Here is a 24,352-nt window from a genome sequence, read left to right as displayed (position 1 = left end):
ACACATGGACGCACATACCATTATCGTTGCAGCGACTGCCATCGCCGTGGGCATCATCTTTGGCGCCGCGGGCCTCGGTTCGGCCATCGGTTGGGGTTTGATCACCTCCAAGACGATTGAAGGTATTACCCGGCAGCCGGAAATGCGCCCCCAGCTCTTGGTGAATACCTTTATCTTTGCTGGCTTGATGGAGTCCTTCCCCTTCATCATTTTGGCTTTCGGTTTCTGGTTCCTCTTCGCCAATCCCTTCGTCGGCTAATGCCGCTGGCCGCTTGAGTTGGCCCGCGTGCGAGAGAGGACATCATGAATCCAGTAAGTATCAATGGGACGCTGATCATCCAGCTGATCACTTTTGTGATCCTGGTGATCTTGCTCTACAAGTATCTTTACGGTCCGTTGCGCCGGGTGATGGAAGACCGGTCGACCAAGATCGCCGATGGTTTGGCGGCCGCCGAGCGCGGTCAGCAAGAACTTGATCTGGCGCAGAAGCGCGCCGCTGAGATCCTGCGCGAGGCGAAGGAGAAGGCGGGAGAAATCATTGCCATGGCCGAGCGCCGCGGCATTGAAATGCGCGAAGAAGCACAGGTGAAGGCGCGCGAGGAGGCAGATCGCATCATCGCTGCGGCGCGGGCCGAGATCGACGTGGAAGAGAATCGGGCGCGTGAGCAGCTGCGTGGTGAAGTGGTGCGTTTGGTCATTGACGGATCGCAGCAAATCCTGCACCGGGAAATCAACGCCGACAACCATCGCGATATTGTTGATCGTCTGGTTGCTCAGCTCTGACGGAGGCGGCGATGTCCGATTTCAACACCTTGGCGCGCCCCTATGCCGAAGCCCTGTTCGAGATGGCGGCGGTGGGGGCTGCCACCAACGCTTGGGATGATGCCTTGCAGGCGCTTGCCTCTTGGGTGCAGGACAAGGATGCGCGTGCATTCCTGTCTGATCCGGAGCGCGCCGATGCAGACAAGGTTGCCTTCCTCGCGGGAATCCCGGTCAGTGTAGACGCAGAGGGCTGGCGCCGATTCGTACAGCTTCTGATCGACAACGAACGCTGGCCTCTCGCGACCGAGATCGCCGACCTGTTTCGCGCTGCCCTGCGACGCGCCAAGGGCGAACTCGACGTGCTGGTCATCAGCGCCTACGCCCTGGATGCTGGGCAAAAGGCGGCCGTAACCAGCGCGATGGAGCGTCGCCACCCTGGGATGCAGGTAACGCTGCGGGAATCCCTGGATCCAGATCTGCTGGGTGGAGTGGTGATCCGAGCGGGTGACGAGTCCATTGATGCTTCCGTGCGCGGTCAGCTGGAACAGCTGGCGCAAAATCTTCGCAATTGAATTGAGGGAATGGCATGCAACAACTGAATCCTTCGGAAATCAGTGACCTGATCCGCGCGCGGATAGCGGGTTTCGAGGGGCGGGTAGAAACCCGCTCGCAGGGAACGATCACCAGCCTGAGCGACGGTATCCTCCGTATCCATGGCCTGGAAGACGTGATGTATGGAGAAATGCTGGAATTGCCGGGGGGCAAGTACGGCTTGGCGTTGAACTTGGAGCGCGATAACGTCGGCGCGGTGGTCCTGGGCGAGTTCTCTGGCCTGGAAGAGGGCGACGTTGTCAAATGCACTGGCAAGGTGATGCAGGTTCCCATCGGCAAAAGTCTGCTGGGTCGGGTGGTGAATTCCCTCGGTCAGGCACTTGATGGTAAGGGCCCAATCGAAGCAGAAGCCTACGACGTGCTCGAGAAGATTGCCCCTGGGGTGATTGATCGCCAGAGTGTCGACGAGCCGATGCAGACTGGTGTCAAGGCCATTGATGCGATGGTTCCCATTGGTCGCGGTCAGCGGGAATTGATCATTGGCGATCGCCAGACGGGCAAGACCGCAGTGGCCGTTGACGCCATCCTGAACCAGAAGGGCCAAAACGTCTACTGCATCTATGTTGCCGTCGGCCAGAAGGCGTCGACCGTCGCGAGTGTGGTCCGCAAGCTCGAAGAATATGGGGCGATGGAATACACCACCGTGGTCTCGGCCAACGCATCGGATTCTGCCGCTATGCAGTATCTTGCGCCGTATGCCGGTTGCACGATGGGAGAGTATTTCCGGGATCGCGGCATGGACGCACTGATCATCTATGATGATCTCAGCAAGCAGGCCTGGGCGTATCGGCAAATCTCCCTGTTGTTGCGTCGTCCTCCAGGTCGCGAGGCCTATCCTGGCGATGTGTTCTACCTGCACTCCCGTTTGTTGGAGCGGGCCGCGCGGGTCAACGCGGACTTTGTCGCGAGCAAGACCAATGGGGCGGTACAGGGCAAGACCGGCTCACTGACGGCGCTGCCGATCATCGAGACGCAGGCGGGCGACGTGTCCGCCTTCGTGCCGACCAATGTGATCTCCATTACCGATGGCCAGATCTACCTGGAGTCTGATCTCTTCAATTCTGGTATTCGACCGGCCATCAACGCCGGCCTGTCGGTGTCGCGCGTAGGTGGTGCGGCGCAGACGAAGGTGATCAAGAAGCTGGGTGGTGGCATTCGTCTTGACCTTGCGCAGTACCGCGAGCTGGCAGCCTTTGCGCAGTTTGCCTCTGACCTCGACGAGATCACCCGTAAGCAGATCGAACGCGGCAAGCGCGTTACCGAGTTGCTTAAGCAGGATCAATATTCACCGATGTCTGTGGCCGAACAGGCGATATCTCTCTTTGCCGCGAGCAGTGGGGCATTGGACGATGTCGAGGTTGCCAAGGTGCGTCCCTTTGAGAAGGCCCTGCTCGCCTACATGCACTCCAACCATCAGGCGACAGTTGATGCCTTGGAAGAGAAAAAGGCATTGACGGATGAGATCAAGGCAGAGCTTGAGGCAGCACTGAAGCAGTTCAAGTCCACCGCAAGTTACTGAGGACCGGAAATGGCAAAGGCGAAGGAAATCAACGCCAAGATCAAGAGCGTGAAAAACACGCGCAAGATCACCAAGGCCATGGAAATGGTCGCGGCCAGCAAGATGCGTCGAGCTCAGGAGCGGATGGCGGCCTCGCGTCCCTACGCGGACAAGATCCGTGAGGTACTTGCGCACGTAGCACAGGCGTATCCAGAGTACGAGCATGCGTTCTTGCAGGAGCGCCCCATCAAACGGGTGGGTTTCTTGCTGGTCAGTTCCGACCGGGGACTCTGCGGCGCGCTGAATGTCAACGTGCTGCGAATTGTTGTGCAGCAGATGCATGAATTGCAGCAACAGGGTGTAGAGGTGCAGGTGGCGGCGATCGGGAACAAGGGGGTGGGCTTCCTGCGGCGGCATGGTGCCCATCTGAGCGCCGAACTGACGGGCCTGGGTGATCGCCCCAACTTGCCGGATATGGTCGGTCCCATTCGCGTCATGACCGAAGCCTATCGCAATGGCGAGATCGACGCCCTCTATCTGATTTCGTCGCGTTTCATCAATACCATGTTGCAGCGGGCCACGCTGGAACAGGTGTTGCCGGTGAAGAAGCCCGAGGAAAAGACCGTCATCGCCGGCGAGCGTTGGGATTATATCTACGAGCCCGAAGCGCGTCCGGTCCTGGACCATCTGCTTCAGCGCTACGTGGAATCCATCATCTATCAGGCGGTGATCGAGCATTTGGCCTGCGAGCAGAGCGCGCGTATGGTAGCCATGAAGAATGCCTCGGATAACGCCAAGCGACTGGTGGGCGAGTTGCAACTGGCCTACAACAAGGCGCGTCAGGCCGCGATCACGCAAGAAATTGCGGAGATCAGTGCGGGCGCCGCGGCAGTGTAAATTTTTGGATTATTGAGGAAGCAGAGCATGAGCGAAGCACAAACGGCAGAGCAGATGGTCGGCCAGATCGTTCAGATCATCGGCCCAGTCATCGACGTGGCCTTTCCCCGCGGGCAGGTGCCCGAGATCATGGAGGCGATCGTTGTCGAAGATCGCAATCTCACCATCGAAGTGCAGACCCAGCTGGGCGACGGCGTGGCGCGTGGCATCGCCATGGGCTCTAGCGAAGGCTTGAAGCGCGGACTGTCCGTGCGCCGCACGGGTGCGCCTATCAGCGTCCCGGTGGGCCACGAAACCCTGGGTCGGATCATGGATGTCCTCGGCGATCCCGTTGATGGCAAAGGTCCGGTGCAGAGCCAAGAGCGCAAGGCGATCCACCGTCCCGCCCCGGCATTCGATGAACTGGCGGCCAGTACCGAAGTGCTGGAAACGGGCGTCAAGGTCATTGATCTCGTCTGCCCCTTCGCCAAAGGCGGCAAGGTGGGTCTGTTCGGTGGCGCCGGCGTGGGCAAGACTGTCTTGATGATGGAATTGATCCGCAACATCGCCATCGAGCACACGGGTTACTCGGTCTTTGCCGGTGTCGGCGAGCGGACTCGTGAGGGCAACGACTTCTATCACGAAATGACCGACTCCAACGTGATCGACAAGGTCGCTCTGGTCTATGGTCAGATGAATGAGCCGCCCGGCAACCGTTTGCGCGTCGGTCTTACGGGATTGACCATGGCGGAGCACTTCCGCGATGAAGGCCGCGACATCCTGATGTTTATCGATAACATCTTCCGCTACACCTTGGCCGGTACGGAAGTGTCGGCTCTGCTCGGGCGCATGCCCTCGGCAGTGGGTTATCAGCCGACTCTGGCAGAGGAAATGGGTAAGCTGCAGGAGCGGATCACCTCGACCAAGGTTGGCTCGATCACTTCCGTCCAGGCGGTGTATGTGCCTGCCGACGATCTCACCGATCCGTCGCCAGCAACCACCTTTGCCCACTTGGACGCCACCGTCGTGCTGTCGCGTCAGATCGCGGAACTGGGGATTTACCCCGCCCTCGACCCCCTGGACTCCTTCAGCCGCCAGCTCGACCCGCAGATTGTCGGCCAGGAGCATTATGACGTGGCGCGTTCTTGCCAAAAGACCTTGCAGCGCTACAAGGAGTTGCAGGACATCATCGCCATTCTCGGCATGGATGAGCTCTCTGCCGAAGATAAAGTCTTGGTAGGCCGGGCACGCAAGATCCAGCGCTTCCTGTCGCAGCCCTTCTTTGTTGCCGAGGTCTTTACGGGTAGCCCGGGTACCTATGTCTCACTCAAAGAGACGATTCGCGGCTTCAAGGCCATTGTCAGCGGTGAGTATGATCACCTGCCAGAGCAGGCCTTCTACATGGTCGGCACCATTGACGAAGCCCTGACCAAGGCACAGAAGCTGCAGCAAGGCTGAGCACCATGGCCATGACGATAGATGTCCGTGTAGTCAGCGCCGAGGGCAGTATCTTTGAGGGTACGGCAGAGATGGTGGTGGCACCGGGGCAAATGGGTGAGCTCGGCATACTGCCGCGCCATGCCCCCTTGCTGACCGGTTTGCGACCAGGCGAACTCCGGATCAAACACGGTACGGAGACCGAGTATCTCTTCGTGAATGGTGGGATTCTTGAGATTCAACCCGACGTGGTAACGGTCCTGGCAGATTCTGCCGAGCGGGCGGCGGATATCGACGAAGCCAAGGCCAAGGCGGCGAAGGAAGCCGCCGAGGCGCGCCTTGCCAACCAGGCAGATGAATTGGATTATGCGGCGGCCCAAGCCGAACTCTTGGAGCAAATGGCTCGCCTCAAGACCCTGCAACGCCTGCGTGAGCAAGGGATTTTGCGCTAGGATCTCGGTCCTGCATTCCATCATCTGCGGCTCCAGCGCGTCGGCGTGCTGGGGCCTTTTTCTATGGAGATCCGCATGACTATCGATGTCGTCATTTTGGCTGCCGGGAAAGGTACTCGGATGCGCTCGCCGCTGCCCAAAGTCTTGCAGCCCCTCGCCGGACGACCATTGCTGGCGCACGTGCTGGCGAGCGCCAGACAACTACCCGAGCGACGCCAAATCCACATCGTCGTGGGGTATGCTGCAACAGCAGTACGTTCAGCCTTTGCCCAAGACGGGGATCTCCTCTGGCACGAACAAGAGGAGCAACGGGGTACTGGTGATGCTGTGCGTCAAGCGTTGCCTGGATTGCAGCATGCGGAGCGAGTCCTGGTCCTCTATGGGGATGTCCCATTGCTACGGGCGGATACCCTGCAGCAATTCATTCACAGCACGCCGGCGAATGCTCTGGGGCTATGCACCGGGCTCTTGCCGGACCCTTGCGGCTACGGTCGCATTTTGCGGGGGGCACAGGCGGAAGTGCTCGGCATTCGCGAGGAGCGCGATTGTAGCAGTGCGGAACGCGCCGTGGCGGAAGTCAATCTGGGAATACTGTTGCTGCCTGCGGCGCCCTTGCGCTCCTGGCTTGAGCGCCTACAACCCAGTAACGCGCAAGGCGAATACTATTTGACCGATGTCGTCGCCCTCGCCCGGGCGGAAGGGGTGCCGGTCCACGGTCATCGCCTTCCCGACCCGGAGGAGGCCCTGGGGGTGAATGACCCGGCGCAGCTTGCGGCCGCAGAACGCTATTATCAACGCCAGCAAGTGCAGGAACTGATGCGCGCCGGCCTGCGTTGCGCGGACCCCGAACGTCTGGATCTACGCGGAACCTTGCAGTTTGGTGCAGATTGCTGGATCGAGCCCAATGTCATTATCGAGGGCAAGGTGTGCCTGGGGGATCGGGTGCGCATTGGTGCCGGGGCAATCCTGCGCGACTGCGAAATTGCGGCAGACGTCGAAATTCTGCCGTACTCCTTGCTTGAGGAGGCGTCGATTGGGGCCGCTGCACGTATCGGTCCTTTCGCCCGTATCCGGCCCGGATCGCTGATTGGTGCGCATGCCCATGTAGGAAATTTTGTCGAAACCAAAAAGACTATTTTGGGGGAGGGCAGCAAGGCCAATCATTTGAGTTATCTGGGCGACGCCGAGATTGGTCGGGGGGTAAATATCGGCGCCGGGGTGATCACCTGTAACTATGACGGAGTACACAAGCACCGTACCTTGATTGGTGATCAGGTTTTCGTGGGGTCCGATACGCAGTTGGTTGCACCGGTCGCGATTGGCTCTGGCGCAACGATCGGCGCGGGCAGCACCATCACGCGGGATGTTCCAGCGGGAGGCTTGACGCTGAGCCGTAGTCCGCAAAAATCGATCCCGCACTGGCAGGGGCCGAAAAAAACCTGTACACCGTCGTAAACGAACAGAGGGTGGGCGTATCATGTGCGGAATTGTTGGTGGTATCACGACAGCAGACATTGTCCCGGTCATTCTGGAGGGGCTGCGGCGGCTGGAATATCGCGGCTATGACTCGGCGGGACTGGCCTTTTTGGATGCTGCGGGCAAACTGCAGCGCCGTCGGAGTGTCGGTCGGGTGGCAGAGCTGGCGGCCGTGCACGGTCAGGAAGGGTTCCGCAGCCAGGTGGGAATTGGCCACACGCGCTGGGCTACGCACGGTGGCATCGCGGAGCAGAATGCGCATCCATTGATCTCGCACGACGAGATTGCCGTGGTTCACAATGGCATTATCGAAAATTATCAGAATCTGCGCGGTCGTCTGCAGGCCTTGGGTTATGCCTTCCAGTCCGAGACGGATACCGAAGTCATTGTCCATCTGATCCACTGGTATCGGCAGCAACTGCCGACCTTGCTCAGCGCAGTACAAGCGGCTAGCCGCGAGCTTCAGGGCGCCTATGCCTTTGCGGTTCTGAGCGTCCAGGATCCCAAGGAGCTGATCCTCCACCGCAAGGGATGCCCCTTGTTGCTGGGTCTGGGGGAAAACGGACGGTACTTCGCCTCGGATGTCGCGGCACTGCTTCCGGTGACGCGCCGCGTGGTCTACCTGGAAGATGGGGATTTTGCCCGACTACAGCAGGACCAGGTTGTGCTGCAAGATGTTGATGCTGTCCCGCTGCAGCGTGAGGAGCATTGGAGTCAGCTCAGTTCAGCGGCCATCGATCTTGGCCCGTACCGTCATTTCATGCAAAAGGAGATCTACGAACAGCCGCGCGCTGTTGCCGATACCCTGGAGGGCGCCTTGGGGATGGAGTTCTCGATCGAAGAGCTCTGGGGTGCGGGAGCGACAGAGCGCATCCGGCAAATCGACAAGGTCTTGTTTCTGGCGTCGGGCACCAGTCACTACGCGAGCTTGGTAGGTAGGCAGTGGCTCGAATCCATCGCGGGCGTTCCCGCGCAGGCGGAGCTGGGCCATGAGTATCGCTACCGCGAAAGCATTGCGGATCCGCGCCAGCTCATCGTGACGCTCTCTCAGTCTGGCGAAACCCTCGATACCTACGAGGCGCTGCGCCATGCCCAGGCGCGCGGGCATGTCCAGACCCTATCCATCTGTAATGTCGCCGAAAGTGCCATTCCCCGCGCTTCTGCGCTCCGTTTTCTGACCCGCGCCGGGCCAGAGATTGGTGTCGCCTCGACCAAGGCCTTTACCACCCAACTGGTGGCGCTGTATCTGCTGGCCCTGAGTCTGGGGGTTTTGCGCGGGCGAGTGGACGCGAATGCGCTGCAGCAACACCGCGAGGCCTTGCGCCAACTGCCGGGGAGCATCCAGCAAGCCTTGAATCTCGAGCCACAGATTCAACTGTGGGCCAGTCAGTTTGCCGACAAGGAGCATGCGCTATTTCTCGGGCGCGGCCTGCATTATCCCATTGCCCTGGAAGGTGCCTTGAAGCTCAAGGAGATTTCCTACATCCACGCCGAGGCTTATCCCGCCGGGGAGCTGAAGCATGGCCCCCTGGCCCTGGTCGATCGGCAGATGCCGGTGGTGGTCATCGCCCCTAATGATCAGCTGTTGGAGAAATTGGCGGCGAACATGCAGGAGGTGTACGCGCGCGGTGGTCAACTTTACGTCTTTACCGACCTCGACAGTCACTACGAGCCAGGCGACGGGGTGCATGTCATTCGCCTGCCGCGGCATGTCGGCCTGCTTTCGCCAGTCCTCCACGCCATTCCCGTGCAACTACTGGCCTACCACGCCGCGCTCGTCAAAGGCACCGACGTCGATCGCCCGCGCAATTTGGCCAAAGCGGTGACCGTGGAATAGCTGGTGGTTGTACTGTCATTGGTGTTCGCAGGCAATAAAGTTTGCTCCCGACTTGGGCAAGACCGGCCGGTGCTTAGTGCATATATTGAGGATGAGCATTTGGCCATCCCCAATTGCCTGATAGTTCCGGGGGCTGTTTCTTAGACGAAAGGTTCTTCAGAATCATACTGTCATCATTTATTATCCGAACCAGTTTCACGCTTGTATTGTTCGTATGCTGTATTTGGTCTGCTCAAACAGTCGTCCCGATCTCCTTGATTGGGAGTTTGCAGGCATTGATTGCGTTGGTAGGACTGTCCAGTCGTATAGAGTTGCTGTGACGTACACCCGCAACAGAGACTGAGAACGCCTGAAATTACGACAAATCCGAAGAATCTCTTTGCCAAAATGACCTCCATTAAAAAACTTTTCCCAAAAATTCGAATCCAGATGAACATTGGCAGTCTTCGCAGTAACAATTTCCAGAAAAAATGGGCACATTATCCGCTGAATAAGTTGCTTTCCCAAAAATCCACTTCCCGGGATGTTTTGCATTCATAAGAGATTCCTGATGACTATTGCCGCATAGCGTCCCGCATTGCCGAATAACACGTTCGGTCCGAGGTATCAGAGTCCTACTACCCTTTTGATTGTAATGCTACCGACTATCATTGTGAATGGGTGTGTTTGCCCCAAGCCATCACTTGCAGTCGCAGGGGCGGGCGAATCTGGTCATAATGCTAGGAAGGAGACGACAACCTTGAGCTCACCTAAATCGACTAAGTCTGGAGTAAACTATCTGCAAGTTGGAGAATGTAAAAGCGGGCGGTTAGGATACGTCCCCGGGCACACTTCCTTACCTGCGTGACGCCCTAACTTTTATGAGGAGAACAACAATGGTGAAAACCCTATGCAATGGCTTGGCCGCCGTCACCTTTATGGTGGCTCCCGCGGCTTGGGCGCAGACCGCAAATACCCAGCCGCAGGTAGAATTACAGCTTACGCAGAACTATTCTGTTGCCAATAGTGAGCTTGTCGCCGAGCTGAGTGCGACCGCCGTCAAGAGTCGGGCAGACCAAGCAGCAAGCGCGGTGAATGCCGATCTACGCTGGGCCGAGGGGCAATTGGCTGCTTTTACGGATATTCACTGGCAATTAGTGGGCTACAGTAGTGGTCAGCAGGGGGACAAGGACTGGCAGATGCAGGGAAATCTATCCTTGCGTGCCGACCCGAAAGTTCTCTTGCCAGTATTGGCGACGCTCCAATCGCGGCTGCAGTTGCGCTCCTTGCACTCTCAAGCCTCTAGTGCTGCCATTGCGGCGGCGCAGCGGCAGGCCCAGGCGCAGATGTTGCACCGCTTTGTGCAGGAGGCGCAAGCGGCATGTCAAAATCTCGGTCTCTCTTGGGGAGGTATCAAGGATGGTCGTTTGCGTAGCAGCGTCCCCTTACACCCTCTTGGGGTGGCACCCGTTTTTCTCGCGGCAGAACGGGCCGTGCCAGCCCCAATCGCGGAAGGACACAGCGAAAGTCACGCGCAAATGGATTTATCGGGTACGGCATTTTGTAAAAATTAGGCTAGTATATCCTACTGAAAAATTGCCAAGGTTTGCCGGGGAACGAAATGACGACCAGGAACGCAGACTGGCTGTCGCAATATCGACAGGGCGGTAAACTTCCGTCGCCGAAAGGCGTGTACCTGGAAGCATTGCGCCTGTTGGAGCAGGAGGAAGTGGACAGTCGTGAATTGGTCCGGGTGCTGCAGTCCGATCCTGCGACCAACGCGCGCTTGTTGCAGCTCGCGAATGTCTCCATTCGTACGCGCTCGCGACCCATCGTGGCGGTTGCCGATGCGATCCTGGTTTTGGGCCAGGCACAAATCAAACGCTTGATTCTGGCTTTGGCCCTTCTGCAATCGACCACGCCCCGCGTTGCCGGCTTTGATTATCCCCACTTTTGGACACGCGCGCTGCTGGCTGCGCTCGCGACCCAAGCCCTGGCCGAGCACCTTGGGCAGGTAAATGCAGATGAAATTTTTGTCGTCGCATTGCTGGCAAAAGTGGGTGAGCTGGCCTTGGTGAGCCTCTTCACGGAGAGCTATGTCGAGTTGGCCGCACCGCTTGAGGGATGCAACGACATTGAAGTGCGATTGCAGGCGGAACGTCAGCAGTATGGGATCGATCAGGATGAACTGTCTTCCTTGCTGGTAGAAGAATGGGGATTGCCGGTCGTCTTCGTCGAGGCGGTCTTCCATCAATCGCATCCGCAGGCGCTGAGCACATTTCCTGATGCCAGCCGGCCTCTGTACCTGGCGCGCCTGCTGCGCCTAGGCCAGGGCATGGCGGGAATGTGCCTGCTGGATAACCCCGAGCGAGTAGAGGACGTGCAGCGGCTGGTGGTAGAGTCCCAGGCTCTGGGCGTGGATGACCTGCTGCTGCAAGAGCAGTTATCGCGCCTCATGGTGAATTGGGAGCATTGGCAGGATCTGCTGCAGGAGGCCGCTCCGCTGCTCTCTGAACCCTTGGACTGGAAGTCGCTGGCGGTGGAGCGAGAGGTATCGTCTGACGATGTTTCCAAACTGTCTGTGCTTTGCCTGGGCGAACAGGCAGATCTGCCGCCAGAGTGCCTCAATTTGCTGTCGTTTCTTGAGATGCCAGCGGTATCGGTGCCCAATGGATTGGATCTGCTCCTTGTTGCCTATCACCCCCAGCATGCGGAACAGATCAAGGATCTTCTGGCCGGGTTGGATGCGGTGTTTGGGCCTTACCTGCTTCTTTATGGCGAAGCACTGGACGCCCAGAGTGAAGCGTTGTTGTTTCGGCTTGGGGTCGATGCCTATGAGTGCACACCATTGCGATGCGAGGCCCTTCAGAAACACCTGCAGCGCGCCTACCGCCGCCGCGAGGCACGGCAAAAATATGCGCAGCGCCAGCAACGGATGCGTCGTTTTACGGGTTCCCTGGCAGAGATCAATCGGGATCTGCGTCAGGCGGCGCTGACGGATCCGCTGACCAGCCTGCGCAACCGTCGCTATGCCGACGAACGCTTACGGCAGGAATGGACCCTCGCCCAGCGGCAGGAGAAAAATCTGGCGCTGATGCTCCTGGATCTGGATAACTTCAAAAGTATCAATGATTCCCTGGGGCACGCTGGCGGCGATGAGGTCTTGCGCAGGGTTGCCAGCGTATTGCGCGATTTCGCCCGGCATCAGGATGTTCCCTGCCGCATTGGTGGAGACGAGTTTTCGATCCTTTGTCCAGAAACCGATTTGCAGGGGGTGGAGGTGTTAGCGCAGCGAATCTGTGCCCGTCTGGCTGCAGCAGAGACTTGGACTGGCTTGGAACACGTGATCTCGGTAAGTATTGGGGTGGCGAGCCGCGATGCGCAGATGCAGTCCAGTGACGACTTGCTGCAGGCCGCCGACCACGCCCTGTTTGAGGCCAAGAGACAAGGGCGAAACCAAGTGGTTTGCTTTTCCCGCCCCTGAACTTGGTCACCCGTCGCGCGGCTGAAAGTGGCTCTCGGCCGCCAATTTTTCCCACAGGGCCCGTTCTGTTTCGCTGATCTGTTTCGGCGTAACGACCTGCAGGACCGCATAGAGGTCCCCTGCTGCCCCGCCCTTTGGGCCGGGCAGGCCTTTTCCACCCAAACGTAGTTTCTGGCCGCTGCTGCTCCCCGCCGGAATCTTCACGCGTAATTGACCATCGAGGGTGGGCACCGCAACGGAGGCACCCAGCACCGCCTCCCAGGGGCTGATAGGGAGCTCGTGGAAGAGATTCTTGCCCTCGGCATGAAAATCCGGATGGGGCGCATAGCGAATACGTAGATAGAGATCGCCATTGGGCCCGCCACCAGCACCCGGCTGACCCTGCCCCGCAATGCGCAGCCGCTGCCCCTCGGTGATGCCGGCCGGGATCTTGATGCTCAGTTGGCGGCGTTCGCGATGCACCCGTCCATCAGCGCCACGCACTGGAACTTCCAAAGAAATCTCCCGCTTGGCACCCCGGAAAACATCTTCCAGAGGGACCTGGATTTCCGCCTCGCTGTCTTCGCCGCGCATCCGAAATGCCGCACCGCCATGCGGGCTTCGTCGCCCACGCTGGGCAAAGAGCTCCTCAAAAAAATCACTGAAGCCGCCGATATCCGGCCCGCCGCCGGCCGCGCCGGCAAAGCCTCCGGCGAAATTTTCCCAGCCTGGGGGTGGCCGAAAGTCCTGCCCAGCGCGCCAATTGCTGCCAAGTTGGTCATAGGCACGCCGCTTTTCCGGGTCTTTGAGCACCTCGTAGGCCTCCTGAACCTCCTTGAAATGCTCCTCGGCGTTGGCCTCTTTGCTCACGTCGGGATGGTACTTGCGTGCCATTTTTCGATAGGCGGATTTGATCGCGTCGGCATCGGCGTCGCGCGCCACCCCCAGGATCTGGTAGTAGTCTTTGTATTCCAAGGGAACCCCCCGTATCATGCCCTCTGGCATCTGATGAACCTGATGCGACAGTGGGGGCGCAGCAGCGTTTTTTCAAGTCACCAGCGGGATGAGGCAAGCATGGAGCTAAACGAGCGGCAACGGGAAGCGGTATTGCTAGCGCCCGGGCCGGCGCTGGTCCTGGCGGGTGCCGGCTCCGGCAAGACGCGGGTGCTTACCAGCCGTATTGCCTATCTGCTCGAAGAAGGCCTCCACCCGGCACAGATCCTTGCGGTTACCTTTACCAACAAAGCCGCACGCGCCATGCGCGAGCGCTTGGCCGTCATGCTCGACATGGATCTGCGGGGACTGTGGATGGGAACCTTCCACGGCATTGCGCACCGTCTGTTGCGTATGCACCACGAAGCGCTCGGTTTGCCGGCGCAGTTTGCCGTGCTCGACGCCGATGATAGCCAGCGCTTGGTGCGCCGTGCCGTGCGCGAATTGCAACTGGACGAAAAGCAATGGCCATCACGACAGATTGCCGCGCGTATCAGCCGCTGGAAGGATGGCGGACTCGGGCCGCAGGAGCTGGCCGGAGAGCGTTCGGTGCCGGCTGCGCTGCTGGAGATTTACCAACGCTACGAGCTGCTGCGCGAGCGGGCTGGTGCCCTCGATTTTGCTGATCTGCTCCTGTATGCCCTGCGTCTTTGGGAGGATCGTGATCTGCTTGCCCAGTATCAGGAACGTTTTCAGCAGGTTCTGGTTGATGAGTTTCAGGACACCAATGCGGTGCAGTATCAGTGGTTGCGGCGTTTGGCCGCAGAGCACAAAAACCTGTTTGTGGTCGGTGATGATGATCAGTCCATCTACGCCTGGCGCGGTGCGGAAGTGGAAAATCTCTTTCGCTTTCAGCAGGATTTTCCTGGGGCACGCTTGATTCGTCTGGAGCAGAATTACCGCTCTACGGCGCCCATCCTGGCCGCCGCCAATGCGATCATCGCGCAGAATAGCGATCGACTGGGGAAGACCTTATGGACCGCACGCGAAGAAGGGAATCCGCTGCAACTCTATCGCGCCTTCAACGAAGAGGATGAGGCACGTTTTGTTGTAGGTCGCATCGAGCAATGGGTGGCGGCGGGGGGAAAGCGCGAGGATTGTGCGATCCTTTATCGTTCCAATGCCCAGTCGCGGCCCTTTGAAGAGCATCTTTTGCGTGCCGGAATGCCGTATCGGGTCTATGGTGGCCTGCGTTTCTTCGAGCGGGCCGAGATCAAGGATGTTCTCGCGTATCTGCGTCTGGTTCTGCAGCGCCATGACGATGCCGCCTTCGAACGGGTGGTGAATGTACCTGCGCGCGGCATTGGCGCCGTTACCCTCGAGCGGCTGCGCGGTCTCGCTCGTGAACGCGGAATATCCTTGTGGCAGGCTGCGGGCGAGCTGAGGCAGGGTAAGCTCAACGACTTTCTCACCTTGATTGACCAGTTGGCGGCGGTCTGTGCCGACAAGGCCCTGGATGAGCAGGTACTGCGGGTTCTGGAACGGGTGCCCCTGCGCGACTGGCACGCACGCGACGGCGACCGTGGCGAAGGACGCCTGGAGAATCTGGAGGAGTTGATCAATGCCGCCCGTAGTTTTGCCCTGCAGGACAGTTCCGATGGATTGCGGGCACTCAGCCCGGTCCCCGGTGATCTACTCAGTGAGTTTCTCACCCACGCGGCATTGGAGGCAGGGGAAGGAGGCGCAGAGGCCTGGGAGGACGCGGTCCAGTTGATGAGTCTGCATAGTGCCAAGGGCTTGGAGTTTGCCTTGGTGTTTCTGGTTGGGATGGAGGAGGGCCTCTTTCCCCATCAGCGCAGCCTTGAGGATCCCGCCGGCCTCGCCGAGGAGCGCCGACTTTGCTATGTGGGCATGACCCGCGCCATGCAACAGCTCGTCCTCTGCCACGCCGAGAGCCGCCGTTTGCATGGTAGTGAGCGTCTGACCTTGGCCTCTCGCTTCCTGCGTGATCTCCCGCCTGAGGAAGTCGAGGAACTCCGTCCCCGCGCCCGGATTTCTCGACCGCTGGCCGCGGCCATACCCGCGGTTGCCAGCCGTAGTGACTGTCCCTATCCCCTGGGTGGGCGGATCCGCCATCCGGTATTTGGCGAAGGTACCGTCCTGGATTACGAGGGCGGCGGGCGTCAGGGGCGAGTGCAAATTCAGTTCAGCACCGGCACCAAATGGTTGGCACTTGGCATTGTGAGTCTGGAAAAACTATCCTGAGAGGAAGTAAGGAGGGGCGCAGATGAGCACGGACACGAACAGCAAGGCATCCTGGATGGCGGTGGTCATTGTCATTTTGTCGTTGATCGTGTTGGTCGGATTTTTCTTTCTCTGGCTGCATCCTACGGGTCCGGGGGTTCAGCCCGCAGCAAAATCGGCGAGTTCTGCGTTACAGTCCGTCACGCCAACGGGGAGCGCCGTGTCGGTGCCGAATTTCGTCGTAGCACCGGGGATTTCCCAAACCGGGACGCTGGAGGGCGCCATTCAGGGCCGCTGTGGCAACATTGCCTGGCAAAAGCTGGATCCCTTGGAACTGCGCGAGTTGCGCAAACTCTGTCCGCAGCAGGCGGCCGCTGCCTCAAGCCTGGCGCAGGGGCAGGGAAAGACGCACGAGTAACCCACCATCGCTGGCATTACTGAAGGCGATGGAGCCGCCCAGGCGCTGCAGTATGCGTTGCACGATCGCAATGCCCAGGCCGGTGCCCCCACCGCGACCGGCCAACGCAAATGGCCTGCCCAGGAGGGCCAGTTTTTCTGTCGCGATCCCCTCACCATGATCGCGGACCTCGATGGTCACCCGGTCCTTCTCCTGCACGACGCGCAGTTCGATCGGTGCCTTACCGTGGCGACGGGCATTCTCCACCAGGTTTTGCAGAACGCGACGCAGTGCCACCGGGGTAACGGATAGGTAGAGCGTCTCCGGCGCGGATCCCTGCGCCGGTTCATGCCAGGTGACATCGGCCCCCTGCTGCTCCGCGAACTGGCGGAGAAAGGCCAACAAATCGATTTCTTCCGCCAGCTCCTCGCGGCCACTGCGGGCATAGTCGAGGAACTGGTGCAGCGTTTCGTCCATTTCCCAGAGATTGTCGACCAGATCTTGTTGGATCTCTGCCGCTTCCGCAGGCAGAAATTCGGCCAGCATCCGCATGCGCGTGAGCGGGGTGCGCAGGTCGTGCGACACACCAAGCAATACCATTTCTCGTTCTTCTGTCAGCTCGTAGCGCTCCCGCAGGGCGGTGTTCAGCTCCCCCGCCAAATGCTTGATGTCTTCGGGTCCCTCAACCGGCAAGACGACTGGCCCCTCGCGGCCCCGATTGGCATTCAGGCTCTGCACCAGGCGCCGCAAGGGACCGGTAATCTGATGCACGATCAGATAGGCCCCGAGCAGGGAGAGCAGGAGGATGGCACTCAGTTTGAACCACTGCGGTGAAGGCCCCGGTGGAGGCTTGGGGATGGGCATGGCCACCACCACATGGCTGTGCGGGTCGGGATCAATCCATAACAAATGCTGCTGATCATCTACCCGCGCCTGAGCGTGTGGCCAGCCCATGTCGTGCAATAGCCGCTGCGCATTGCGCATGATGGGTTGCCGTGGCGCATGGCCGGTCATCTCGTCGACCGGGTAGAACGCAATGCCGATCCGCGCCAGGCGTGGCGCCAGCCATTCAGCCTCGCCGACGTCGAGGGCGCTGCTCAGGGTAAGAATCTGTGCCCAGCTTTGCGCGAGATGGCGCGCCTGGGGATTTCCCAGGTAGATAGTAAAGTACCAATAGACCACGAACTGGCTCATCAGCAACAAGGCGCCGATGAGCAGGAAGATCCGCCCGAAGAGGGTATCGGACCAGAGTTTTCGTAAATTCACTGGCGTGGTTCCGGACTCCCGGCGTCGGGAACGAAGACGTAGCCGCGCCCCCAGACCGTTTGCAGGTAGCGCGGTTTGCTCGAGTCATCCTCGATCAGGCGGCGCAGGCGCGAAACGAAGACGTCGATTCCGCGCGGGCCAGGGATGTCCTCACTGTGCCCGTGGATCATGCCCAGGAGCTTGTCCCGCGACAGGGTTTGCCAGGGATGCTCGGCGAGGGCCCGCAGCAGCGCGAACTCGGTTTCGGTGATGTCGATTTCCTGGTCGCCGCGGTACAGGCGGCGATAGTCGAGGGCGAGATGGAAGGGGCCGAAGTCGATGGCGCCTGGGCTGGGCTCAACGGTGCCGCTGTCCTGACTGCGCCGGAGGACGGCGCCAATGCGCGCCAGCAGTTCTTCGGGCTCGAAGGGTTTGGCGACATAATCATCGGCGCCCATGGACAAGCCCTGCACGCGATCGTCCAGGTCGCCGCGCGCAGTGAGCATGATGATCGGCAGCAAGGATTCCTGTTTGCGCAGACGATCGCAAATCTGGAAGCCGTCCTCCCCCGGCATCATGACATCGAGGAGCAGGAGGTCATAGCGCTCCCGCTCCAGGAGCCGATCCATCTGCGCCGCCGAAGCGGCGCCATGCACGGTATAGCCCCGAGACTCCAGGTAGCGCATCAATATCGCGCGCAACTTGGCGTCATCATCCACCAACAAGATGCGGGCAGTATTACTCACGGTTTGTGCCATCCTCCTCGCTGCGGGCCATTTTCCATCTTCGCATAAATTGCCGTCACTTTCTGCCACTGTTCCGCGTTGAGCAGTTTATGTACGAAGCCGACCTGGGCAATGCCGCGCTGCAACATGGCCTGATGATCGGCAAGGACTGCGTCCTCTAAGGGCTTCAGGGCGCTACCCGTCTCCCCATGCAGCAGGGCACTCTGCAGGGCCTGATTGTGGGCACGCATGCTTTCCATCTGTCCTTTCCATTGTCCCATTTGCTCTTTCCGCCAGGTCTCCAATTGGGTTTCCTGCTGCGGTGTCAACTTCAGTTCCACTGCATGGCGCCAGACGATCGGCATGAGCATGGGAACGGGGGCATTCTTCATCATTGCAGCGCGCGGACCCCAATGCGGATGCATGGGTCCGTGCATCACCGGGGCTGGCATGTCTGCCGCCATGCTGGCCACGGGAGCCAGGGCCAGGGCGGACCAAGTGAGCAGAGAAAGCATTGTTTTCCGCATAACGACATCTCCTTGACAGTACATAACGGCCGAGCGCTATCGCTCGATAGGCAGAATACGGTTGCCCGGCCGATCAATCTAGTGAAAAATTCTTACAAAAATCAACGTAGATCGTCACAGACGTACATAATTTGCCGGGCAAAAAGTTGCTGCGCAGGACGAGAAGATCAAGGACAATAGTGGCGTCCCAGGATATAGCGATGACAAAACGATGCACTGTCGATGGCTCCTCTACGGCCTGTTGCTGGTCAATGGTGTGGCGCAGGCCGGGATCGGCGCCGCCTTCGACGACCCCTTTTTCACCGATAGCGGCCTGCCTGGGCAAGCGGGTCAGTCCTGGAAAGGCGTCCCCGAGCGCCTCCCTGCCTTGCCCTCGTCCCAAGCCTGGCCGGCAGCAATGGCTGCCAAAACCTGGACCCTTCCGGAACTGACGACCTGGGCCTTGGCCCATAATCCGCAAACCGCGGCCTCCTGGGAGGCCCTGCGGGCCCAGGCCGCGGCCCTGGGGGTGGCCGATAGCGCCTGGCTACCCAGCCTGACCTTCAGCACCAGCGCCTCCCGCCGTCAGGCGGTGTCGACGGCGGGTTTCAGTGTGCCGGCGCGCAACAGCGTCATGCCTAGCCTGAGCCTGAGCTACACCCTGTGGGACTTTGGCCTGCGCGCGGCGAAGACCGATGCCGCCCAGGCCCAGGAGTGGGTGGCGGGCTATACCCAGAACCAGACCCTGCAGGCAGTTATCTTTACCGTGACTCAGGCCTATTATCAGCTCCTGGGGAATCAGGCTCTGCTCGTTGCCGATGCCAAGACGGTGGCCGAGAACCAGAAGGCCCTGGAGGCCGCCGAGGTGCTGCATCAGGCGGGGCAAGCCACCATTGGCGCTCTCTACCAGGCGCGCGCCTCCCTGGCCACGGCCCAGTCCACCTACGCCGCACAGGCGCAGACAGTGCGCAGTGGCGAGGGAAGTTTGGCCAGCAGCCTGGGTCTGCCCACCAACAGCGTCATCCACATTGCCCCCTTGACCACCGACAGTGCGCCGCCGAGCCAGGTACAACAGGGCGTGGAAACCCTGATGCACGCAGCAGAAACGGCGAATCCCGCCCTCCAGGAAGCCCGCGCCCAAGTGGCCGTGGCCCAGGCCAACGTCCGCTCGGCCCGCGCCCAGGGGCTGCCCAGCCTGGGGGTGACGGGCTCCTACGGCTATCAGATTCAAGGGGGATTCCAGCCCGGCGATACCTGGAGCGTGGGCTTGAGCCTGACGGTGCCCCTCTTCACCGGCTTCGATAACCACTACCAGGTGCGCGAGGCCGAGGCTACGGCGCGGCAAGAGACAGATACCCTCGCCGCCACCCGCAACAGCACCCTCGTCAGCATCTGGCAGGACTACCATGGCTTTCAAGGGGATCTGGCGGCCTACCCGGGTGCGCGTAGCAGCCTGGCCAATGCCCGTAAGGCCATGGAGGTGGTTATTGCCCAGTACAAGGTGGGGCAGGCGACCATCCAGGATGTGCTGCAAGCAGAGTCTACCCTGGCGCAGTCCCGCTACAGTCTGATCGCCAACCTCGTCAACAGCTACGTGGCCTTGGCGCAATTGAGCCAAGCCGTGGGCATCCCTGTGGGAGCATCGCAACCGTGAAATCCTATCGCTGGGGCCGCATTGCCCTGATCCTGTGTCTGCCTTGGGGACTGGCGGCGTGTCAGAAGGCCGAGCGGAGTGGCCCCCCGCTCCTACGGGTTACCCTCGTCCAGCCCAAGGCCCAGGACATGATCCATTATCAGAGCTTTCTGGGTACCGTGACGCCGTTGCAGACGGTCTCCATCGTGCCCCAGACCTCCGGCCAACTGGCCTCCCTGTCGTTTACCCAGGGTGGCGTGGTGCAGCAGGGACAGACCCTGTTCACCATCAATCCGGCCCAAGCGGCCGCTACTCTGGCCCAGGCGCGGGCGAATCTGGCTGCGGCCCAAGCCACCGCCCGCTATAATCGCACCCTGGTGGCGCAGGACAAACCGCTGGTGGAAAAGGACTTCATTACCCGCCAGAGTTATGAGCAGGCCGTTTCCCAGGCCCAGGCCAGCCAAGCCCAGGTAGCAGCCGACGCCGCGGCGGTGCAGCAGGCCCAGATTACTTTGGGCTATACGCGGATTACCGCGCCCATCAGCGGCCGGATCAGCATGGCCCTGGTCAAGCCCGGCAACCTGGTGGTCGCCAACCAGACCCAGCTGGCCACCATCAACCAGATTAGCCCCATCGGCATCAATTTTCAGATTCCCCAAAGTCTGCTGGGGGCAGCCCGCACCGCGCAGGCGAAGGCATGGAAGCTGTTGATCCAGGATGAGAAAAAAGGCACGACCCTGGATACCGCCACCCTGCACATCATCGACAATAGCGTCAGCAGTACCACGGCCACCGTGAGTGTCCAGGCCGAGGCCCAGAATGCCAGCAGCGGGCTCTGGCCCGGAGAGTTTGTCGAGGTGCAGTTGCCGGTGCAGCAGGTCGCCCAGGCCCTGACCCTGCCCGTAGCGGCGGTACAGCAAGGCAGCAATGGCAACTTTGTCTATCAGGCCCCTAAGGGGGTGGTGGAAGCGACGCCGGTGCAGGTACTCTGGGAAGATGGGCAGACCGCCGTCATCTCGGGCTTGTCGGCCAACGCCCAGGTGATCAATCCGGTACCCGCCCGGGTCTATGCTGGGGTTCACGTCCTGCTTCCCGGCCAAAAGGCGCCAGCGGGATCTGACGTTGGCGGGGGCAATCACCATCGAGGCGGCGCATGAATCTCTCGGCGCTGTTCATCCGCCGACGGGTGATGACCATCATTCTCAGCCTGACTTTGGTCATCTACGGGATCTTCGCCTTTCAGAACCTACCGGTGGCGATGCTGCCCAGTGTCGATTTTCCTACGGTCTTGGTCTCCGCCAGCCTGCCGGGGGCGAGCCCCCAGACCATGGCCAGCAGTGTAGCCACCCCCCTGGAAAAGCAGTTCTCCAGCATCCCCGGCCTGTCGTCCATGAGTTCCACCAGCAGCCTGGGCTCGACCCGTATCATCCTGCAATTCGATCTCAGCCAGAATATCGACGTGGCCACCCAGAACGTGGAGAACGCCGTCACCCAGGCCCAGCACCTCTTGCCCCCGGGGATGCCCAGCCTGCCCTTCGTCAAGCAGATGAATCCGTCGGCGGCGCCCATCGAATTCATCGCCCTCTCGGCGCCGGACATGCCCATCTACAAGCTCAATGCCTACGCCGTCGACAAGGTGGTGCCGGCCATCTCGGGTATCCCGGGCGTGGCCCAGGTGCAGGTCTTTGGCGAGCAGAACTATGCCGTGCGCATCCATGCCAATCCCTTTGCCCTGCAGGCCCATGGCCTCTCCTTGCAGGCCCTGGATCAGGCGGTGAGCAGTCACAACGTCAATCTCCCCCAGGGCACCCTGCTCGGGACGGCGCGCAATTATGCGGTGAACGTGCACGGTCAGCTCCACGATGCCGCAGCCTTTCGCGACATGCCGGTGCCTCAGAGCGGGGGCACGGTGGTGCCCCTGGCGGACGTGGCGCAGGTAGACAATGGTGTCGACAACGATCAGATCGCCAGCTGGCTGGGCCAGCATCGGGCTCTGATCCTGGCGGTGGTGCGTCAGCCCAATGCCGATACGGTGGCGATTTCCGAAGCGATTCAGCAACGCTTGCCGAGCTTTACCGCCGGGCTACCGGGGGGCGCCAAGCTCAAGATCATCTATGACAAGGCCGACTACATCCGGGCTGCGGTGCAGGAAGTGGAGTACACCCTGCTCCTCGCCTCGGTGCTGGTGGCGGGGGTTCTGTGGCTCTTCCTGCGCCGGGGCAGCCCGACCCTGATTGGCGCCCTGGCCATCCCGACCTCCATCCTCGGTACCTTTGGGGTCCTCTCCTATCTAGGCTATACCCTCAACACCCTCACCCTGCTCGCCTTGACCCTCTCCGTCGGTTTTGTGGTGGATGATGCGGTGGTGATGCTGGAGAACATCGCGCGTCACGAGGAGCAGGGGGAGGAGCCCGAACAGGCGGCCTATGCCGGCAGTTCGGAGATTGGGTTTACGGTGATGTCCATGACCCTGTCCCTGGCGGTGGTCTTTCTGCCTTTCTTGGTCATGGGTGGCATTATCGGTCGCCTCTTTCGGGAGTTTGGCGTCACCATTGCCGTGGTCATCCTGCTCTCGGGCCTAGTGTCCTTGACCCTGACCCCCATGCTCTGTGCGCGCTATCTGCGCGTCAAGCACCAGACACCTTCGGGCTTTGAACGCTGGTTTGCCGGGCTGCGTAGTTGGTACGGACGCAGTCTGCGCAAAAGCCTGGAGCATCGGGGTTGGATCTATCTGATCGCGGGTCTGAGTTTTCTCGCCATGATCGGACTCTTCGTGATCCTGCCTAAGGGCTTCATTCCCAGCGAAGACAGCGGCATGGTCATGGGCAACTTGCAGTATCCCCAGGGTATCTCCTTTGCTCAGTTGAAAAGTCTGCAAGAGCGGGTGGCCGCGGCGGTGCAAAAAAATCCCGGCGTCGATGCGGTCATGTCCAGCGCTGGGCAGGGGGCAGGGGCCTTCGGCTCGGCCAATACCGGGCGCCTCATCATCCGGCTCAAGCCCCAGGGGGATCGGGCCAGCGGCGACAAGATCATTGCCCAGCTGCGACAGACGGTGCAACGCTTTCCCGGTGTAGAGGCCAGTTTCCTGCTCCCGCCGGCCATTCAGATGGGGCCTATTTCCTCCCAATCCAACTATCAGTACACCCTGCAAAGTGAGGATCAGGACGCCCTGGACGCCGCGGTACCCAAGCTGGTGGCGGCCTTGCGCAAGGTGCCCGGGCTGCAAGCGGTCAACAGTGACTTGCAGGTAGCCAACCCGCAGATCGATGTGCATGTCTTGCACAATCGTGCCCAGGCTCTGGGAGTTACCCCCCAGAGCATCGAGCAGGCCTTGAACTTTGCCTTTGGCGGTACCCAGGTGGGGACCATCTACGCCTCGACCAACCAATATGAGGTGATCCTCGATCTGGCGCGGCGCTTTCAACAGAACATTGGCGCCCTGGGGGCCATCACCCTGCCCGGCAGCGCGGGCTTGGTGCCCCTATCGGCAGTGGCCAGTTTTGGCTATGGGGTCGGCCCCCTGAGTATCAGCCACTATGACGGTATCCCCAGTGTGACGGTGTCCTTCAACCTGGCCCAAGGAACCTCCATGGGCCAAGCCACCCAGGCCGTGCAGAAGGTGGCTGCCCAGGTCTTGCCCGCTGACGTCCAGGGGAGTTTTGGCGGGTCGGCCCAGGCCTTTCAGCAATCCAACAGCTCCTTGCCGCTCCTCCTCCTGGCCACCATCGCCTTGATCTATGCCATCCTGGCGATTCTGTACGAGGATTTCATTCACCCCCTGACCATTCTCACCGCTCTGCCTCTGGCTGGCTTCGGCGCCCTCCTGGCACTCTGGATCTTTGGTCAGGAACTCGACCTCTTCAGTTTTGTTGGCATCATCATGCTGGTCGGTCTGGTGAAAAAGAACGGGATCATCATGGTGGACTTTGCCATCCATCGCCGTCGCGAGGGGGCCTCGGCCGTCGATGCCATGGTGGATGCCTGCGTGACCCGCTTTCGCCCGATCATGATGACCAACCTGGCGGCCGTACTGGGGATTCTGCCCATTGCCATTGGCATTGGCGCCGGAGCGGAATCCCGGGTGCCCCTGGGGGTGGCGGTGGCCGGCGGTATCGTGGTGTCACAGTTTCTGACCCTGTATGTGACCCCGGCCTTTTACATATTCTTTGAGGGGATGAAGGAGCGTTTCCAGGGCGGTCTTGCGTGGCGCCGGTCTCGCGCCGCGCGCTCGGTGTCAACCCAAAGCAGGAATGTCCCCTTTTGAGCAAGACAGGAAT

At 60.4% G+C, this 24,352-nt stretch carries 20 protein-coding genes; 16 read left to right on the top strand and 4 right to left on the bottom strand.

What is annotated here, in order from left to right; translation table 11 throughout:
* Window positions 1-4 precede the first annotated feature (4 nt).
* The 11 genes from atpE to M5D89_RS01990 all read left to right on the top strand — a co-directional run bounded on the left by atpE (window position 5) and on the right by M5D89_RS01990 (window position 12,413).
* Window positions 5-259, top strand: coding sequence for a F0F1 ATP synthase subunit C (gene atpE / locus M5D89_RS02040; RefSeq protein WP_215872117.1), 255 nt, complete (start codon window positions 5-7; stop codon window positions 257-259).
* Between the two features lie 44 nt (window positions 260-303).
* Window positions 304-783, top strand: coding sequence for a F0F1 ATP synthase subunit B (locus M5D89_RS02035; protein ID WP_248884069.1), 480 nt, complete (start codon window positions 304-306; stop codon window positions 781-783).
* 11 nt (window positions 784-794) lie between these two features.
* Window positions 795-1,334, top strand: coding sequence for a F0F1 ATP synthase subunit delta (locus M5D89_RS02030; RefSeq protein ID WP_248884068.1), 540 nt, complete (start codon window positions 795-797; stop codon window positions 1,332-1,334).
* 14 nt (window positions 1,335-1,348) lie between these two features.
* A complete protein-coding gene (gene atpA, locus M5D89_RS02025; RefSeq protein WP_248884067.1) occupies window positions 1,349-2,893 on the top strand; it encodes a F0F1 ATP synthase subunit alpha in 1,545 nt (514 codons plus the stop codon).
* 9 nt (window positions 2,894-2,902) lie between these two features.
* A complete protein-coding gene (gene atpG / locus M5D89_RS02020) occupies window positions 2,903-3,769 on the top strand; it encodes a F0F1 ATP synthase subunit gamma (RefSeq protein ID WP_248884066.1) in 867 nt (288 codons plus the stop codon).
* Window positions 3,770-3,796: 27 nt separating this feature from the next.
* Window positions 3,797-5,206: a F0F1 ATP synthase subunit beta gene (gene atpD, locus M5D89_RS02015; RefSeq protein WP_248884065.1), complete on the top strand. Its 1,410-nt coding sequence runs from the start codon at window positions 3,797-3,799 to the stop codon at window positions 5,204-5,206.
* A gap of 5 nt (window positions 5,207-5,211) precedes the next feature.
* The gene (locus M5D89_RS02010; RefSeq protein WP_248884064.1) at window positions 5,212-5,637 is read left to right on the top strand and encodes a F0F1 ATP synthase subunit epsilon; all 426 of its coding nucleotides are present in this window, start codon (window positions 5,212-5,214) and stop codon (window positions 5,635-5,637) included.
* Between the two features lie 75 nt (window positions 5,638-5,712).
* Window positions 5,713-7,092, top strand: coding sequence for a bifunctional UDP-N-acetylglucosamine diphosphorylase/glucosamine-1-phosphate N-acetyltransferase GlmU (glmU, locus tag M5D89_RS02005; protein ID WP_248884063.1), 1,380 nt, complete (start codon window positions 5,713-5,715; stop codon window positions 7,090-7,092).
* A 22-nt stretch (window positions 7,093-7,114) separates the two neighbouring features.
* On the top strand, window positions 7,115-8,950 hold the full coding sequence (glmS, locus tag M5D89_RS02000; protein ID WP_248884062.1) for a glutamine--fructose-6-phosphate transaminase (isomerizing): 1,836 nt from the start codon (window positions 7,115-7,117) through the stop codon (window positions 8,948-8,950).
* 875 nt (window positions 8,951-9,825) lie between these two features.
* Complete coding sequence (locus tag M5D89_RS01995; RefSeq protein WP_248884061.1) at window positions 9,826-10,503, top strand: SIMPL domain-containing protein; 678 nt, start codon at window positions 9,826-9,828, stop codon at window positions 10,501-10,503.
* A gap of 47 nt (window positions 10,504-10,550) precedes the next feature.
* Window positions 10,551-12,413, top strand: coding sequence for a sensor domain-containing diguanylate cyclase (locus tag M5D89_RS01990; protein ID WP_248884060.1), 1,863 nt, complete (start codon window positions 10,551-10,553; stop codon window positions 12,411-12,413).
* A 6-nt stretch (window positions 12,414-12,419) separates the two neighbouring features.
* Here M5D89_RS01990 and M5D89_RS01985 read toward each other — a convergent pair whose 3' ends face one another.
* Window positions 12,420-13,367 (bottom strand): DnaJ C-terminal domain-containing protein, encoded by a 948-nt coding sequence (locus M5D89_RS01985; RefSeq protein ID WP_248884059.1) that lies wholly within the window; start codon window positions 13,365-13,367, stop codon window positions 12,420-12,422.
* Between the two features lie 99 nt (window positions 13,368-13,466).
* Between M5D89_RS01985 and M5D89_RS01980 the strand changes: the two genes are divergently transcribed.
* Both M5D89_RS01980 and M5D89_RS01975 read left to right on the top strand, forming a co-directional pair.
* Window positions 13,467-15,590 (top strand): UvrD-helicase domain-containing protein, encoded by a 2,124-nt coding sequence (locus tag M5D89_RS01980; protein WP_248884058.1) that lies wholly within the window; start codon window positions 13,467-13,469, stop codon window positions 15,588-15,590.
* Between the two features lie 22 nt (window positions 15,591-15,612).
* Window positions 15,613-15,987, top strand: a complete 375-nt coding sequence (locus tag M5D89_RS01975; RefSeq protein ID WP_248884057.1) for a hypothetical protein — start codon at window positions 15,613-15,615, stop codon at window positions 15,985-15,987.
* Here M5D89_RS01975 and M5D89_RS01970 read toward each other — a convergent pair.
* From M5D89_RS01970 to M5D89_RS01960, 3 genes are read right to left on the bottom strand one after another with little or no spacing between them, the layout of a single operon-like run.
* Entirely contained in the window at window positions 15,949-17,232 is a 1,284-nt protein-coding gene (locus M5D89_RS01970; protein WP_248884056.1) for an ATP-binding protein, read from the bottom strand. The genes M5D89_RS01975 and M5D89_RS01970 overlap by 39 nt on opposite strands.
* Window positions 17,229-17,957 (bottom strand): response regulator, encoded by a 729-nt coding sequence (locus M5D89_RS01965; RefSeq protein ID WP_248884055.1) that lies wholly within the window; start codon window positions 17,955-17,957, stop codon window positions 17,229-17,231. The genes M5D89_RS01970 and M5D89_RS01965 overlap by 4 nt, the downstream gene beginning before the upstream one ends.
* Window positions 17,954-18,463 carry a Spy/CpxP family protein refolding chaperone gene (locus M5D89_RS01960; protein WP_248884054.1) on the bottom strand — a complete coding sequence of 170 codons (510 nt, stop codon included), beginning with the start codon at window positions 18,461-18,463 and terminating at the stop codon, window positions 17,954-17,956. The genes M5D89_RS01965 and M5D89_RS01960 overlap by 4 nt, the downstream gene beginning before the upstream one ends.
* Before the next feature lie 211 nt (window positions 18,464-18,674).
* Here M5D89_RS01960 and M5D89_RS01955 point away from each other — a divergent pair, with 211 nt between their 5' ends.
* From M5D89_RS01955 to M5D89_RS01945, 3 genes are read left to right on the top strand one after another with little or no spacing between them, the layout of a single operon-like run.
* The gene (locus M5D89_RS01955; protein WP_248884053.1) at window positions 18,675-20,096 is read left to right on the top strand and encodes a TolC family protein; all 1,422 of its coding nucleotides are present in this window, start codon (window positions 18,675-18,677) and stop codon (window positions 20,094-20,096) included.
* Window positions 20,093-21,232, top strand: a complete 1,140-nt coding sequence (locus M5D89_RS01950; protein WP_248884052.1) for an efflux RND transporter periplasmic adaptor subunit — start codon at window positions 20,093-20,095, stop codon at window positions 21,230-21,232. Before M5D89_RS01955 ends, M5D89_RS01950 begins: the two co-directional genes overlap by 4 nt.
* The gene (locus tag M5D89_RS01945) at window positions 21,229-24,339 is read left to right on the top strand and encodes an efflux RND transporter permease subunit (protein ID WP_248884051.1); all 3,111 of its coding nucleotides are present in this window, start codon (window positions 21,229-21,231) and stop codon (window positions 24,337-24,339) included. The genes M5D89_RS01950 and M5D89_RS01945 overlap by 4 nt, the downstream gene beginning before the upstream one ends.
* Window positions 24,340-24,352: the final 13 nt, after the last annotated feature.

Source organism: Acidithiobacillus acidisediminis (assembly GCF_023277115.1).
GTDB classification, from domain to species: domain Bacteria; phylum Pseudomonadota; class Gammaproteobacteria; order Acidithiobacillales; family Acidithiobacillaceae; genus Igneacidithiobacillus; species Igneacidithiobacillus acidisediminis.
Note: the sequence above shows the minus strand (reverse complement) of the source record. Positions and strands in the feature narration are given on the sequence as shown.